The 16,806-nt window shown below is 30.8% G+C and carries 16 protein-coding genes; 9 read left to right on the top strand and 7 right to left on the bottom strand.

Features of this window, described 5'->3' with window-relative positions:
• Positions 1-71: 71 nt before the first annotated feature.
• Positions 72-197, bottom strand: coding sequence for a hypothetical protein (locus tag N2712_03605; GenBank protein ID MCX8029061.1), 126 nt, complete (start codon positions 195-197; stop codon positions 72-74).
• Positions 198-508: 311 nt separating this feature from the next.
• Between N2712_03605 and bamD the strand changes: the two genes are divergently transcribed.
• The 4 genes from bamD (at position 509) to N2712_03585 (ending at position 3,898) form a co-directional block, all read left to right on the top strand.
• Positions 509-1,333 (top strand): outer membrane protein assembly factor BamD, encoded by an 825-nt coding sequence (gene bamD / locus N2712_03600; protein MCX8029060.1) that lies wholly within the window; start codon positions 509-511, stop codon positions 1,331-1,333.
• A gap of 3 nt (positions 1,334-1,336) precedes the next feature.
• Entirely contained in the window at positions 1,337-2,773 is a 1,437-nt protein-coding gene (locus N2712_03595) for a hypothetical protein (protein ID MCX8029059.1), read from the top strand.
• 44 nt (positions 2,774-2,817) lie between these two features.
• Positions 2,818-3,282: a hypothetical protein gene (locus N2712_03590; protein ID MCX8029058.1), complete on the top strand. Its 465-nt coding sequence runs from the start codon at positions 2,818-2,820 to the stop codon at positions 3,280-3,282.
• Between the two features lie 61 nt (positions 3,283-3,343).
• Positions 3,344-3,898 carry a hypothetical protein gene (locus tag N2712_03585; protein MCX8029057.1) on the top strand — a complete coding sequence of 185 codons (555 nt, stop codon included), beginning with the start codon at positions 3,344-3,346 and terminating at the stop codon, positions 3,896-3,898.
• Here the strand turns inward: N2712_03585 and N2712_03580 are convergent.
• Together N2712_03580 and N2712_03575 are read right to left on the bottom strand one after the other, a co-directional pair.
• Entirely contained in the window at positions 3,888-5,138 is a 1,251-nt protein-coding gene (locus N2712_03580) for a hypothetical protein (protein MCX8029056.1), read from the bottom strand. The genes N2712_03585 and N2712_03580 overlap by 11 nt on opposite strands.
• A gap of 29 nt (positions 5,139-5,167) precedes the next feature.
• A complete protein-coding gene (locus tag N2712_03575; GenBank protein ID MCX8029055.1) occupies positions 5,168-5,599 on the bottom strand; it encodes a hypothetical protein in 432 nt (143 codons plus the stop codon).
• A 176-nt stretch (positions 5,600-5,775) separates the two neighbouring features.
• Here N2712_03575 and N2712_03570 point away from each other — a divergent pair, with 176 nt between their 5' ends.
• Entirely contained in the window at positions 5,776-6,975 is a 1,200-nt protein-coding gene (locus tag N2712_03570; GenBank protein MCX8029054.1) for an argininosuccinate synthase, read from the top strand.
• A gap of 115 nt (positions 6,976-7,090) precedes the next feature.
• On the opposite strand, the gene N2712_03565 is transcribed toward N2712_03570, so the two are convergent.
• Both N2712_03565 and purD read right to left on the bottom strand, forming a co-directional pair.
• A complete protein-coding gene (locus N2712_03565) occupies positions 7,091-8,017 on the bottom strand; it encodes a hypothetical protein (GenBank protein ID MCX8029053.1) in 927 nt (308 codons plus the stop codon).
• 1 nt (position 8,018) lies between these two features.
• The gene (purD, locus tag N2712_03560) at positions 8,019-9,287 is read right to left on the bottom strand and encodes a phosphoribosylamine--glycine ligase (GenBank protein MCX8029052.1); all 1,269 of its coding nucleotides are present in this window, start codon (positions 9,285-9,287) and stop codon (positions 8,019-8,021) included.
• A 122-nt stretch (positions 9,288-9,409) separates the two neighbouring features.
• Between purD and N2712_03555 the strand changes: the two genes are divergently transcribed.
• The 3 genes from N2712_03555 to N2712_03545 are packed head-to-tail and all read left to right on the top strand — an operon-like array spanning position 9,410 to position 13,684.
• Positions 9,410-9,913, top strand: a complete 504-nt coding sequence (locus N2712_03555) for a hypothetical protein (protein ID MCX8029051.1) — start codon at positions 9,410-9,412, stop codon at positions 9,911-9,913.
• Between the two features lie 11 nt (positions 9,914-9,924).
• Entirely contained in the window at positions 9,925-11,805 is a 1,881-nt protein-coding gene (locus tag N2712_03550; protein ID MCX8029050.1) for a hypothetical protein, read from the top strand.
• A 28-nt stretch (positions 11,806-11,833) separates the two neighbouring features.
• Positions 11,834-13,684: a hypothetical protein gene (locus N2712_03545; GenBank protein MCX8029049.1), complete on the top strand. Its 1,851-nt coding sequence runs from the start codon at positions 11,834-11,836 to the stop codon at positions 13,682-13,684.
• Positions 13,685-13,841: 157 nt separating this feature from the next.
• Here the strand turns inward: N2712_03545 and N2712_03540 are convergent, their stop codons facing one another.
• Together N2712_03540 and N2712_03535 are read right to left on the bottom strand one after the other, a co-directional pair.
• Complete coding sequence (locus N2712_03540; protein MCX8029048.1) at positions 13,842-14,102, bottom strand: EscU/YscU/HrcU family type III secretion system export apparatus switch protein; 261 nt, start codon at positions 14,100-14,102, stop codon at positions 13,842-13,844.
• Positions 14,102-14,848: a hypothetical protein gene (locus tag N2712_03535; protein ID MCX8029047.1), complete on the bottom strand. Its 747-nt coding sequence runs from the start codon at positions 14,846-14,848 to the stop codon at positions 14,102-14,104. The genes N2712_03540 and N2712_03535 overlap by 1 nt, the downstream gene beginning before the upstream one ends.
• A gap of 123 nt (positions 14,849-14,971) precedes the next feature.
• On the opposite strand from N2712_03535, the gene N2712_03530 reads away from it, so the two are divergent.
• Complete coding sequence (locus N2712_03530; protein MCX8029046.1) at positions 14,972-16,396, top strand: V-type ATP synthase subunit B; 1,425 nt, start codon at positions 14,972-14,974, stop codon at positions 16,394-16,396.
• The last annotated feature ends 410 nt before the right edge of the window (positions 16,397-16,806 follow it).

Genomic DNA, 16,806 nt, shown 5'->3' with positions numbered 1-16,806 from the left:
GTCAGATGTGTATAAGAGACAGTCACTGTACCGTCTATCCTGTCTCTTTGAGGATAGTATGAGTAGGTCTATCATCTGATGGAAGTCAATCCTTTCGAGTATATTCTCTTCTGATCTTCTATTATCTTCCCCGGGTCTTTAATGTTAATAAGTCGCCACACTCCTATGTTCTCTAGATACCTGTTAAGGTATTCCACAATTTTCTCCTCCTCTTGTAAAAGAGGAGAGAAAGAAAACAGAGAAGCAAGAGATGTAATATACTAAAAATATCCATTCCCATAACCTTAAACTATCTTACGAAGCATCTCTCAAAAAATTTCAGACTTTATTGCTGAGTAGTTGAGAAATAAATGAATTCTTAAAAACTAACAAGAAATCCCACAACCCATACTCCAATAGAGTATGGTATATCTCAGATTATGTATCAACTTGAAAACTTTAGATTTTTACTAAAAAACTAATTTTGAATTTAGAAATTAAAAGAAACGATAATTACTATGATATCTGTATGAACAAAAAGATCTTAATAGCAATAGTACTATTTCTAGTTATTTCACACAATAGTTTTTCTTCCATTGAAAATTCTATATTCAATGTCGGTCTAAATGCATACAACAGAGGAGACTACGAAACGGCAATAAAAAATCTTGAAATAATATTCAATGAATATCCTGAATCACCTTTATTTTCAAAAGCCTGTATGTACTTAGGTTACATATACTACGACACAGGAGATATAGAAACAGCTAAAAGATATCTAACAATAAGTGTAAGATCAAGTCAAAAAGGAAGTGAAGTTTGGAAAGCTTCAATGAGATTACTAGGAGTCATATACTATGACGAAGGTGATGAAATTAGATATGAAAAAATTTTTAACGAGATTAGAAAGTATGAACAAAAACTAGAATTAAACAAACCTGAAGAAAATACAATAAGAAAAAATCCTATAAAAGACAGACAAACCACAATAGAAAAAGCCCCTACAACTACACTAGAAAAACCAACAAAACCTAGATCACCAAAAACTGAACCAACAACAATCACAAATTATACAACTAACATAATTTACATAACTAATATCAGTGAAATAACAAACTATATTACCAACATCATAAGTAGCACAGTAAACATAGATATTATTAGTAGTACAAAAACTAATGGTATCTCAGACGTAAAAAACAAAGTCGATGAAATCCTAAAAAAAGAAGAAGATCTTGAAGAGCTAAATAGGCTCACTGATGTTAAAAACAGATTGCTTAAACTCAACGAAAAAGTCTTATTAATACAAGAAGCCTTACAGAGAAAGATAGAAAATAAGAAAGGAGAGGAATAAAAAATGCGCAAATGCTTTTTACCACTTCTAGTAATTCTTTCCATAGGATTTCAAAGTATCAATGCCGAAATAATAAGTTTTAAAAACAAATACCTCAATTTACTTTTTGACGACGTAAATTATAGGTTTTCACTACAAAGAGAATTAATACCATCAAAAGAGTATTCAAAGGATCTTCTATTTTTCAATATACCTCCAACGTCATTTATCCTTCTAAAGATAGATAATGTATCATACCAACTAAATGAAGGCAAAATACTAAAAAAGCCTAATATATCAAAAGAAGGGATTCTTAACTTCTCTTCAGAAATTGAAAACATTACAGTAGAAACAAAATTTATTTTCGTTAATAACGCAAACTCCGGCTTAGAAGACTCAATAAGGATAGAAGTAACCCTAAGTAACATTCACAATACATCAAAAGTAGTAGGAGCAAGATATTTAATAGATACACTTTTTGGGGAGAATGAGATCAGACCAAAATTTTATCTTGACGGTAAAAACGCCATTGATTACGAACTACTAATCAATAGAAATAATATGATATCGTACATTGTATCTTCCTCAGACATAAACCAAGTCAACAATCTTTACATACACTGGGACGGAGAACCTAGTAGAATCATATTTTCAAACTGGAGAAAACTAAGCATAGCAAATTGGGAAGTAGAACCATCACCACTCCTCGGATACAGGTTTTCTGAAACAAGTTCAGAAGACGCAGCAGTAGCATTATTTTTTGAAGACATACTCTTAAAACCAAACCAATCTATAAAACTAGCAGTAGTATTATCAACATCACAGTATCTACCATCAACTCAACAAACTTTAGCATCAGAAAAAGAACCAAAAAAAGAAACCATCCAAACAAAGCCCGAAGATACTAACGTAAAATTGGTAGTAATAACCAACTACATATTTATTACAAATCAAATTCAAGCAACTCAAACTCAAGAAGTAATATTACCAAAAGAAATATCCACAACAAACATAATAACAAATGTTATAATAAGCACTCAGTTAGCAGAAAAAACTCAAAATATATATCAACCTATACTCCAATATGAAGACAGTGAAATAAAAAAGAAAATATTAGAGATAGAAAAAAAACTAGATAAACTAACACAAGACATGGAGCTTCTATTTACTCAAATCACAAATACAAAAATGCAAGAAGAAATAAAAAATGATAAAAACCTAGAAAAAGATATCAACAACATGAAAGAAATGAGAAATCTAATGATTAGACTTACAAAAACCCTAGATACACTAGAAGAAAGAATCACTATAATAAACAAATACATTGACATAAGAAAGAGATTTGCTAATAAGGGTATAGTTGTATACTCAAGTGAGGAATATAGAAAAGATATAAAATTAATAGATGAAATATCAAAACTTCTTGACGAAATAATGGATGAAATAATATTCAAAAGATAAATAATTAGAAACAAAAAACCTTTCTCTTTCAGAATTTTATTCAAATGTGGTTATCAAAGCTTTTGGATATATTAGGAGCTTTATTATACATATTCTTATTGTTTGTAGGTATAAGGCTAGGTTTCAAAAATAGTTTTGCAGTATCTCTAATAATAACTCTGACAACAATATTCAATACCATAATATTCAGGATTTTTAAAAACTTTATAGTCAAAGAGTACCTAGGATCAATAGACGTAGCAGTAGTAATGTTATCTTCAGTTATTGGAGTCTTCCTAACATGGCCTCTCATAGTGAGAATATACGAAAAATTGAAAGACATAGAAATAGTAATAGTAAGCAAAATGGTAGGATTCTTACTATTCTCAATAAATGGTATCATGTTGATAGGATACTTTGTTATATTCACGGATATACTACCACAATTACACTATATACTAGAAACATCTAATTTTCTGAGAATAATGTCAAACATAGTAAAATTCATCTTAGGCATAGAGATAACTTAAACAACTAAATTGTCACCTAACACAATTCAAATTCGTTTTTCTAAATTAGAGGAGGATGAATATGCAAAACTTTCTTGTACTATTACTACTCTTACTAATATTAGCACCTACACTAACATTCGCTGAAGATAACGTAAGTATAAATTTAGCACCTGTTACTTTGTTTTTTGCGGATGCTGTCGGCATAGGCACAGCATTAAGGGCAGAAGTAGAAATTGGAGTCTCTAAATTTTCTTCTTCGGATTACATATCAATAGCTCCGGAAACTTCATTCGTATTTTCACAATCAGAGACAAGTTCATTTTCAATTTTCTCTATTAAACTAGCAACACTATACAACTTCTTGATATACTCATTCGAGAAAAAAAACAACCTATACATAAAAGCAGGGACAATAACTGGCATCGGAATTCAAAATGCATCAATAACATCAACCGCATTCTCATTCACAAGTATATCGTTAGTATTTGAACCAACCATAGGGATAAACTATAACTTTGTGAATAATATGTGGATAGGGTTAGACATTAGATACACCATATCAAGTGATATCAACAATAAAATTACAACACTAGCATCACCAACAATATTAATTCCATTCAGTGTCAAACTTTGAAATTAGACATCAAAAAAACTTTAAAACCGCCATTTTGAGAAACAAATAACAAAATTTCACTCTCTAACCAATGAGATAAAATAGAAAAACCAATTAGAGAAGTTATACCGTCTACATTATAAATAGGAATATCAAAATTATCACCAAAACCATCTCTCAAAAACGTAGAGTAAAATATGTACGTAAAATTACTATCAAAAGGTAAAAAAACACTAGAACTAAACCTAAAATTACCTATCTTACACCAAAATGATATTTGTAAATTCTCAAAGTCAAAAAATATTTCATCTAAACAAAAAAGAGGTTTTACATAAAAAGCAAAATTTGTTGAACTAATATAAGGATAAACATAGATAAATACTTTTTTCTGACTTTCATCCCTCAAAATCTCAATGTCAAAAAAAGAAAAATCAAAAACTCTAGTCATCACAAAAATACTAAACTCGTTAGTAACATAAGCAAGATTATCAAAAACTAATTTATTAACATATGAAAACTTAAAATCATCATCTCTGTAAATAGAAGAAAAAATAATACCTTTCCTAACATAATCAATAGAAAAAAATGAAGATGTAAAAGGAGAATAATACCTATCTTCTAGGATTCTACCTTCTAGTGAAAACTCAAATTTCCTGTAATACCATTCAAGTAACCAAGAGAAAGCATAACTTACACCATTTTTGAATAAAATCGCAAACTCAAAATCATAAACTATTCCTTCTAAACTTTGGTTTTTATGATTAATAGACACAAAACTACTATCTACATAATTAGCAAATAACAAATCAATACCTTGAACCCTTAGAAAACCACCAAATAAACTATCTTCAAAATCATCAGAAAACAAAGCAAATACCTTAGTATTCAAAAGACCAAAAGAACTCCCTTTTCTTATGTCTTGAATACCATCAAAATTTCTATCAGATTTATCGTAATTAAAGCTAAGGACATCGTTCGAATAAAACCTATTATGATATAGGTACCTTGTTAAAAAACCATATCTATTATCACCTACTACAATTCCTCTACCAAAAACACTCCAAATGTCACCTATCTTAACATCTAAACCAGAATCACTAAAATGAAATGAAAACATAAAATTAGTCTTATTATTCAAAAGAGAAGAAAACGTATAAGGAGCAGAAAAAGATCTGAAATAAAAAAAATCAAACTTGTTATCAAACCTAAAAGATATAAAGTTTGAGACAACCCCCTCGGAAACACCAGTTACCACCAACAAAAGGCACAAAACCAGTATGATAATTCTCATTACAATCCGATCCAGTTATCCGTATCTGAAAACGATACTGCACTACTATTATCCTCTGCTACAACAACGTACTTGTAAGAAAAAATATCTTCTCCTGAAGAAAATACCTTATCACCTGTCATGTCAATTTTAACAACAACAATGTAAACACCTCTATTATAATTTCTATACGAAGTCCAAGAAGAATAACCTCTATCTAAATTACCAGTAGCAGATTCTAGAAGAACATTCTTGTTGTCTTGTATTGAAAAAACAAAAGTATTAGTATTCTCTAGAGTCAAACCAGAATTGCTATATACACTAATTTCATAGTAATTGTTACCAGCACCTTTAGCTATCTGAACAGATATCCTATTAGCCGTTATATTTATACAAGATACAAAAACAATGGAAACTAAATACAAAACAATAAAAACTTTAAGAAACCTCATGTTAATATTATAACAAAAAATATCAGCAAACTCAAAAAATTAACTAATCTAAAACTTAATCAAAAAACCAAACTATAACTAGCTTCATTAAAAGCTAGTATGGGAGCAACTTTATACAATAATTTTTGAAATCAAGGTAGTAGTTAGTTATAATAATACAACTTCTGGAGGTTACGATGAAAATAGTCTTAGCATACTCTGGTGGACTTGACACATCGGTAATACTAAAATATCTAAAGGATAGGTATAACGCAGAGATAATAGCATTTATCGCAAACTTAGGACAAGAAGACAATTTTGAAAAGATAAAAGATAAAGCACTTAAGACAGGCGCAAGCAAAGTATACATTGAGGATTTGAGAGAAGAATTTGTAAAAGAGGTAATCTGGAAGGTCCTAAAGGCCGAAGCGAAATACGAAAACTATCTGCTTGGAACATCAATGGCAAGACCTATCATAGCGAGAAAACAAGTTGAAATAGCAAGATTTGAAAATGCTGATGCAGTAGCACACGGAGCAACAGGAAAAGGTAATGATCAAGTTAGATTTGAACTAACATACAAAGCACTAGCACCAGATCTGAAAATAATATCACCCTGGAAAGATGAAGACTTTCTCTCAAAATTCAAAGGCAGGAATGATATGATAAAATACGCGGAAGAAAATAATATACCAGTTGAAGCAACAACTAAAAAACCTTATAGCACTGATCCAAACTTAGCACACATAAGCTACGAAGGTGGAATATTAGAAGATCCTACAAAACCATATGATGAAGAAATGTTCAAAATGACAATATCACCAGAAAAAGCATCAGATACTCCAGAAGAAGTAGAGATAACATTCCACGCAGGAATACCTATAACAGTAAACAACAAAAATCTAGAACCACATATACTACTATCAGAACTAAACAAAATAGGTGGTAGAAACGGAATAGGTAGAGTTGATATAGTAGAAAACAGACTAGTAGGTATAAAATCAAGAGGAGTATATGAAACTCCTGGATTAACAATACTATACTCAGCACATAATCTTTTATCACAACTAGTATGGGACAGAGATATAACGTCATTAAAGGAAATGCTATCAATAAAATACGCAGAATTGGTGTATTATGGGAAATGGTTCCACCCTTTGAGATATGCTATTGATGAATTTTTTGACTACATAAACAGATACGTATCAGGTAAAGTCAAGCTAAAACTATACAAAGGTAATATCATACCACTTTCTAGAGAAAGTCAATACTCCATATACGATCCAGATTTATCATCATTCGAAGGTGTAGAACTCTATGATCACAAAGATGCAAAAGGATTCATAAATCTATATGGATTACCAACAAAGATAATGGGAATGAAAAGAATGGTATAACTCACTCATTACAACAAATACAATCGCTATCTAAAAATTCTAAAATTTTTCTGCTTTAACAAAGTAGAATTTAGACTTAAGTACCTTATTAAGAAATCAAGCACTACATACCAACTCACAATAAATAGAACAGTACACTAAAAACCAATAAAGTAATACCTGTTATCACATCCTCATTATGCTCAAGTTTATTCAATTTAAATCTTTGAATTGCCTTTTCACCCAAACCCACTAGAACATATGTTAGAATAACTGTTATAGTCCAATACGTAAGTGATAGTAGTAATATACCACTAATACCTAAAGTACTAGCTTGTAAGTAATAAACTTCAATCTCAATACATGGAGAAAAGAATAAAGCAAAAGATAACCCTAAAACAGCACCCCATCTACTCAGATTCACAGTTGCCAAATTATCACAATGGATATTATAAATATCCACCGAATGATCATGATGATGATAATCATGAATACTTTTATCATCAGACGTATGTATATGAGAGTTATAAAAATTGAACTTGTGTTTCCTTTCTAATATCCTTTGAACTATAATTATACTCAAAATAGCCAAAAAAATAAAAATACTAAGAATTATAACTTCCATTCCTATTCCGCTCTTAACTAAAAGCAATATCAAAACTATAACATAAGCAAAAATCATCCCTACCAATACGTAGAATGTAATCTTGTGAGAATGAAGAAGATGAAAATTCTTTTCTTCATGATGATGATGTTTTGAGAAGTCAAATACGTGCAAAGATATAAATACAATACCCATTAAAATGAAAATACCAGTAGGTACAATTTTTGATAATCCTTCAAATCTCTTGAATACCTCAATTCCTAATATACCTATGAGTGACCCTATTATTATCGTGCTTAATGAATGAGCAGTTGCAATTATAAATATAGCAAGCCTAGTAAAGTTACTACCCCATTTTTGATACTTTGATATAGTTATTATTGGAACCCAATGATTTGGTATGAGTGTATGTACTACGCTTAGAAAAACCCCTCCCAAAAACAACAAGGTATATTCCATTCTATCCTCCTAAAACCCTCCAACCTATATCTTTTCTATAAAACATACCATCGAAGTATATATCCTTTATCCTATTATAGGCTACATTAAGAGCATCCTTTAGAGTATTACTCAAACCTACAACATTTAAAACCCTACCACCATTTGTTACGAGTTTTTCACCATCATAAGCAGTACCAGCGTGAAAAACTAGTGAATTTTCTTTCTCTGAAAGATCACCAGTAATTCTCTTACCTCTTTCATAACCGTTGGGATAACCTCTAGAAGCAAGAACAACTACTCCCGCAAATTTTTCATAAATCTCAATATTTACTTTCCTTAGTAATCCTTCAGATACTGATTGCAGAATATCAAACAGATCAGTTTTTATTAAAGGTATGATAGCCTGAGCTTCAGGATCTCCAAACCTTGCGTTAAACTCAAGAACATATGGATTTTCATTTTTGTCTATCATAAGACCACAGTACAAAACTCCCCTATACACCACACCTTCATTAGCAAGCCCCTCAATAGTAGGATAAACTATCCTCTTTAGTATAGTATTTAATAGATCTTTCGAAACCATTGGTACAGGCGAATACGCACCCATACCACCAGTATTAGGACCTTTATCTCCATCATAAACTCTTTTGTGATCTTGAGCAGTAGAAAGAAACCTTATATCTTCACCATCAGTCACAACAAATACACTAAGCTCATACCCATCAAGACGTTTTTCTATAACAACTTTATCACCAGAATTACCAAATTTACGTTTCAAAAACACATCTTCCAAAAATAATATTCCTTCATCAAAGCTAGAAGGAACAACAACTCCTTTACCTCCAGCAAGACCATTAACCTTTATAACCCAATCAGGATGGGTTTCAAAAAATCTCTTGGCACTTTCAAAATCATCAAATACCTCAAAATCAGCAGTTGGAACATTATTCTTTTTCATAATCAGCTTAGCAAAAACCTTACTACCCTCTATCATACTAGCCTTAGAATTAGGGCCAAAAACTTTAATACCCTCTCTATCCAAGAAATCAACTATTCCATCAACAAGTGGTGCTTCAGGACCAACAACAACTAAAGATATTCCATTCGATTTAACAAAATCTAAAAGCTCCGAAAAAGGTGGTTTCAAGGGTAAAGAAACGTTTTCAGAAATTTTAGAAGTTCCACCATTTCCTGGTATAGAAAATATCTTATCAACATTCGAAGACTTGCTCAACTTCCATACTATAGCATGTTCTCTTCCACCACTACCAATAACGCAAACTCTCATATTATATCTCCTAAATAGGATACTAAAAATTAAAAATTTTAAAACCTCATTTTCAAATACAAATTATGTTGAAAAAAGTTGCTACATTTATATAAATTACTTATGTACTCTAGGAGGTACTTATGAAAAAAGTTTTGTTAGTCTTTGGAATAATGTTTACAATAGGATACTTTTCTTTTGGGTTTTATTTGAACTTATCACCATCCCAAAGGAAAGATCTTGCTAACGATTGGCTTGAAGCAGGAAAAGCGTTCGAAATGGCAGGTAAAACTGAAAAAGCAATAATAAGTTACAAACATACATTTAACTTATACCCATTTGAAAACGCTGGAAAAGAAGCTCAAAAAATACTTAAAGAAAAGTACAACATAAACCTATCCTTTACAAAACAATCTTTTGAAAAACATAACCTAGAACTTGCAAAAAAATATGAAACATCAAATTACAAATACTCTGTGAATGCATATCTTATGGCTTATGATGTAAGTGGTAAACCCGATTATCTATACAGTGCTTCAGTTGTACTGTACAAAAACAATCAAAAGGCAAGGGCAAAAGAACTCGCCCAAAAAGCAATATCAGAAGGATTTGACAAAAACAAAGTAAATCCTGAAATACTAAAATAGAAAGCTAATTTATGAATGAACCTCATGAAAATACCCAAAATGCAATAACTAAAGAACAAGAACATTACATAAGGAAAGTATCCTTAAAAACACTTGTAAATTTCTTTTCTGCTGAAATAATAGGATTCGGTTTTGGAGTACCGGTAGCAGTTGTAATAGCAATATCTTACGGGAACGTAGCAGATATATTCATGGATGTTTATTTCACACCAGTGCTTTTCACAACGATATTTGTTGTATTGTTTGTAGCATTCCCTACCAATGTCTTTCTAACCAGAAAGCTTATAAAAGTGATATTAAAACCTACAATAGATAACTTGAAAGAGTTTTCATATTCAACTCCTAGGATACCTTTATATGCGGCTATAAATCTTTTCTTTAGGATAACAATAGGCGGACTAATAGCAGACATATGGGGTCTCATGACACATACCGATGTATCAGTACAAACTTTCATAGCACTCTTTGTCTCTCCAACATTTGGAGCCTGGACAGCAAGTTTAATATATTTCTTCGTCTTACAAAACATATTAGGACACTATAATATACAAATAGGAGATTTCATAAAAATCGAAAGAAAAAGCGAAATAGTAAAATACAGAAGACTATCTATGAAATCTATCTATCCATTACTAATCACAATTACCTTCCTTATGAGTTCCCTACTAATCTCGTCAGACAAATTATTAGGTGCAGGAATCCTAGGCCAAATATTAATAATTGCAGCAAATATAGTAGTACTATCTATTCTGTTCTTAGTATCTCATATCACAATGAAGAAAGTATTAAACAGTATTAACAATATGTTATTAAACTGGAAGGAAAAAAGAGAAAAAATGACAGTCTTCAGCATGTATGACATAGAGGATGTAATAAGAGATGTAAACCAACTAAGTGACATATCATCAGCAGTTGATAAAATACTAGAGAAAACGCTAGAAGATATAGAAAACATACCAGATAGAATTATATCTTCATCAAAAACAGCTATTTTCTCATTAGAAAATTTCAAGAATAAAATACTTAACAAAAACATACCAATTCTTAACCTATCAAATACTAGAAAAAACATCTACAAGTACGCTTCTCTTTCATCAGAGCTTAACTCTAAACTCACTGAAATACAATTCAAAACGGAACATATCAAAAAAACTTTCTCAAAAAACTTATCTAGCAATTTAAAAGAAATATCAGAGAATATCAAAAACATAAAAGATAGTCTGAAAACACTCTATGATAATATGTCTTCAATGTCAAGATTCCTATCAAAAATAGAAGAAAGCACATCATACATGATAAAAACCTCAAACACCGTAATAACTTCAAGCTTAAACAAAATTGAAAGATTAGCAAAAGAAATTGAGATGATATTTATAAACTTTCAACTTGAAATGGCAAAAGTAGGATATCCTGGTGAGTTTAAGTTTATATCTATACAGTTTAGTAAAATACTTAACAGGATGATGGAAATATCAAAAATAGTAAATTATAATCTTTCCGAGTTTGAGAACAACATAGCTAACCTAAGTAACGAAATAAAAAAGGCCTTCATTTCTTACGACTCTGAAGTTTTGAAAATGTCAGATATAGTACAAAAAATTGAAACAATATTAGATGATATAAACAAAACAAAATCCAAAATAAATCAAATCCATAATCTAGCAGATCAAATTAACCTTGTAGATAAATTTCAATCCCAAAAACTTGTAGACCAACTCAACGAAACAAGTTTATTACTATCCAAAATATCAACAGATGACAAAACAATAGAAAATGAAACAAAACTCTTCGTAAGTAAAATACAAGAAGCCCAAAAAGAAATAACATCTATCATTGAAACAATCATAACTACTAAAAAACTCATATCATCTTCAGATCACTATGTCAAATAACTCTGCTACAGCTCTAATCATCGCATTAATGCTAGTATTCCTACTGTCAATAATTTCAGTATCACTACTAAACTTCATATCTTTCTTTTATTTAGATGCATACAAACTTTATGAACATGAAAAATTAAAATTAGTCTCAGAAAAAGAAGTTTTCGAAACTATAAACCAAATCAAAACAGGTGAATTTAGAACCAACATTGACACAAGAACAAATACAGATAACTTCATATACAAAGTAAAAAAAATATTTTACAAGACAAACAACATATATGATGTAATAGTATCTCTAGAAACAGACAGAGCAAAGATATCAAGAAAAATCAACTTTTATGCAATACTACCAACCGATTTTGCTTACATACTAACTGATAATATGACTCTGAGAACAAACACAAGATGTGTATTCTGGGGCTACTGTTTCATAAAAAGCATAGGCAAACAACCCTCAGAAGTACTTTTTGCATACACTTATCCTCCATTATTTTCAAATAGTACAAACATCTCAGTAAACTCATATATATCATCTGCAGAAATTTCGCCAGAAACACCTTCTTTAAGACTTAACATCAAATATCAAACCAGAGTAGTAAATCAAGTAGATATAAACATTCAAATTGATAATATCATAAAGATAGCAGAAAGTTTAGCTGATAAAGATTGGATTGTAAGAAAATACGAAGGAGAAGTTGAAGAAATAGTAAATCCTTTAATATCAGAAAAAGAATTCTTAGGTAACCTATACTATAGTTCACCCAAAATCAAACTATCAAAAGAAATTGACAATATTTATTTTTCAGAAACAAAGCCCAAGAGCATAAACCTTTTCGAAAATGCAGATACTTTTGGATCGAGAGGAGAGATAACAAAAAAATTTTTAAACATAGAAAATGGTTATTTATCATTCAACACTCAACCAGTAGATGTACCAATATCACCAGACTCTTTCTCCAAACCTTTCAGAATAAAACTAAACTCAAGTACAATGAGAATAGTAAGTAAACATAGACCTATATTGGGTATATACTTTGATAAAACAAACCAAAATCTATTAGGTAATGAAATTTCAATTGAAGGAGATGAAATAGTTATCAACTCTTCTGACATAAAGAATAAATATTACAGTACTATAGGTAGAGGAGATGGTAAGAAAAGTAGATTTAGAATACCTTCAAACATAACCCCTCAAAAAGTTTTTGTTGGCGATACTGAATTAAAAGGATTCTTTGTTGAGAATTTCGAAATAATACTACCAGTAGCACCTGAAAAAGACAAAGAAATAGTAGTACTACATAAAATACCTAAAATTTACATAAAGAAAGGATTACCCAAAAATGGTACCTATTTATTCACCGACAAAGCAGAAAAAGCAGTACTAATAGACTTTGATAGAATACAAAATCTTCCCAAAAACGGCATTATATTCTCATACTTACCAATTGTTGTTAAGGGTAGCCCTAACGAACCTGTAATAGTTATATCAAAAGAAAATATCTACATTGACAACATAAACAATATACCAAATCCTAAAACCCTCGTCATAATATCATCAAAGGGAATTTTTTTAAAAGAATATGTAGAAATCTTAAGAAATGTAATAATAGTTTCAAAATTAGATGGCATATACAAAGTAGGTACCCCAAGAGTTGATGATGTGTCAAACGAGAGAAGTAAATGGATTTTTGGAACAACAATACTGACAGGAGAACTTAAAAATTCAAAAACTGAAGGAAGTTATATTACTTCATACGAAGATCCTATAAATAACTCAACATTCTCAATCTCAAGTAGAGTAATGGAAGATTATATATCTTCTACTACCTTTGGTGAAACTATAAGAAAACTACTACCTCCAATAGTAGTACTAAGAAAGATAAAGTAGATAAACCTAAAATAGAGTCCAAATAGTATATCATAGAAACAATAAAAAAATTGAAAACTAGAATAATTGGTATTAAATTATTTATTAGGTGAAATTTAAAACTATAGATACACCCCCAGTCCAGTCCCCAGCTATCCCCCTGGGGACTATTTTTCATCTAGGCTCCTTTATGATTATCCCTAACAAGTTTATATACATAGGCAATAATTTCAGCTATTGCCTGGTATAGTTCTGGTGGAATTTCAGATCTTATCTTTATAGACATAAGAGGTTCAACAACCTCAGACTTAATAATTGGTATATTGTGCTCTTGTGCAATCTCTATTATCTTATCAGCAAGTATACCTACTCCTTTTGATATAACTTGCGGAGCAGACATCTCAGAAGGTTCATATTTCAAGGCAACTGCTTTCTTCATTAACTTCCTCCAAAAATTTCTATATCTATATTCATCGGTTTAAATCCTATACTCTCAAGTTTTGATTTAAGTACATCAACATCCTCTATATGTATCCTCTTATCAGTAAAAAGGTTGATAACAACATTATACCTATTCAACATTCTTTCAAAAACGACTAAAACATCAACATTATCTATTGTAGTAGACAAAATAAATTTTCTTACTATATCCTCTTCAAGCTCAAAATATGAAAACCATCTTCTATTCTCGCTATCGGTAAAAATGTATATCTTAGAATAATCAGAAATAAAACAACTTACAAACAAACTAAATTCGGTATCATCAAATTTTTTACCTAATTCTTCGTACAAAACCTCTGCAAGAATAAGTTGCTTCCTAGTCGATTTAATACTATCATTACCTTTTAAGATTATTGAAGAGATTAAAAACGGTAAGTTAAATTCATTAAAGAGTTCATATATTTCAGATGTAATAGGAATGTTAAAAGTCATAAGAATTTTAGTAAGTAAGTAGTTTTTTGGAGATTTAGGTACATTAACTTGCTCAAGGATCCTTCCAAGATCTTTGGAAATAATATCATCAACTACCTTAATTACAATTTTATCCTTTTCTTTAGTTATCTTACCTAAAAACAAATCCGAAGGAACTCTACCTTCAACTTTGGCCTTGAACTTTTCACCATTAACATTTACTATAACAAAATCTCCTATTACGTTCAAAATTTTGACCAACTTGGTATCCATAATACTATTTTAAACCTACAAATCAATTACTCAAAAATACATAAAATAATTCTTCCACTCCAAAGCTATAGCTTGAAATGTTAAGTATAGTTCATACATATTTATACTAGAAGGGGTGTTTTTATGGATTTGTTTATACCCGAAAAAGTTGTCGAAGGAGCAAAAGAAATAAAAGGGCCTCTTATGGTTTTAGAAAACGTACCAGATGTAGGTTATGACGAAGTAGCAGAGATAGAACTCGAAACAGGTGAAATCAGACATGCCAAAGTACTAAAATCTGGTGAAAGAGCAATCACATTACAGGTTTTCGAAGGTACTTTTGGAATAAACAAAGAGAAAGTAAAAGTAAGGTTTAAAGCAACGCCTTTGAGAATTGGTGTCTCTAAAAGAATGTTAGGCAGAATATATAATGGAGCAGGAGTACCAATAGATGGATTTGTAGAAACTGACTATGAAGATATAAGAGATGTAAATGGGCTTCCAATAAATCCATTCATGAGAAGATACCCAAGAGATTTTGCAGAAACAGGTATATCCTCAATAGATTTAATGAACTCGTTAGTAAGAGGTCAAAAATTACCAATTTTCTCAGCAGCAGGACTACCTCACAACGAGTTAGCAGCACAAATAGCATCCCAGGTTAAGATAAAAGGAGCTACTAAAGAAAATTTCGGTGTAGTCTTTGCAGCTATGGGAGTAAAGTACGATGATGCTTACTTCTTCAAAAAAGTCTTCGAAGAAACAGGGGCAATCAACAACACTATTCTGTTTCTAAATCTAGCTAATGATCCACCAATAGAAAGATTAATAACCCCCAGAGTTGCACTAACAGTTGCAGAATTTTTGGCATTCGAAAAAAATATGCACATAGTAGTCATATTAACAGATATAACAAATTACGCAGAAGCGTTAAGAGAAGTAGCAACAGCATTAGGAGAAATACCAGCAAGAAAAGGTTTTCCTGGATACATGTACAGTGATCTAGCAACAATATATGAAAGGGCAGGTAGAGTAAAAGGAGCTGAAGGATCTATAACTCAAATTCCTATACTGTCAATGCCAAATGATGATATAACACACCCAATCCCAGACTTAACTGGTTACATAACAGAAGGACAAATAGTGCTATCAAGAGAATTACATAATAAAGGAATATATCCACCTGTTGATGTTTTACCATCGCTATCAAGACTTATGAAAGAAGGTATAGGTGAAGAAAAAACAAGAGATGATCATGCAAGTGTATCAAACCAATTATATGCACTATATGCTAGAGTTAAAGAAGTAAGAAACATAGCATCAATTGTAGGTGAAGAAGAGTTGGGACCTAGAGAAAAATTAATACTCAAATTTGGAAACTTGTTTGAACAGAAGTTAATAGGACAAAAATTCACCGAAAGAAGAACCATAGAAGAGAGTCTTGAAATCGGATGGAATTTATTATCAATGTTTCCACCTGATGAACTAACAAGTATTACAAGAGCAACAATATCAAAATACTACAAAGAAAACATTAGAGAAAAAACTAAAAAAGAGTTTGAGTTCTAAAGATTTCAAACAAAACCTAAAATCAACTAAAAGATAAAATAACTCAAAAATCCCAGGTAAACCAACTTAATGTGTAATCCCTTTGCTTATAATGAATAAGCTAAAAACCAAATAAAATTTCCATGAAATATAGACACACACGAAAAAACTCAGTCAACTCATCAACGTTACTCTGGTATAATTTGTATTTGATTGTAATAAAAGCAATAAATTAATTAAAATAATAGAGCCTATGATAGAGGAGAATGGGGAGGAACAAAAACGGGGCTTTCGTATAGAAAGTTTAGGGACTATATTGGGGTACGGATGTAGGATTCTCTAGATACAACTTAGTATCTAAGAGAATAAACAGAAGTACTACCTGCGTCCCTATGGTTTTAGGTATGGGCCTATACCATGTCCTCTACCGA

It is taken from the genome of Brevinematales bacterium (assembly GCA_026415355.1).
Taxonomy (GTDB): Bacteria; Spirochaetota; Brevinematia; order DTOW01; family DTOW01; genus SKYB106.
The sequence above is the reverse complement of the archived record's forward strand: the minus strand, read 5'-3'. Positions and strand labels throughout refer to the sequence as shown.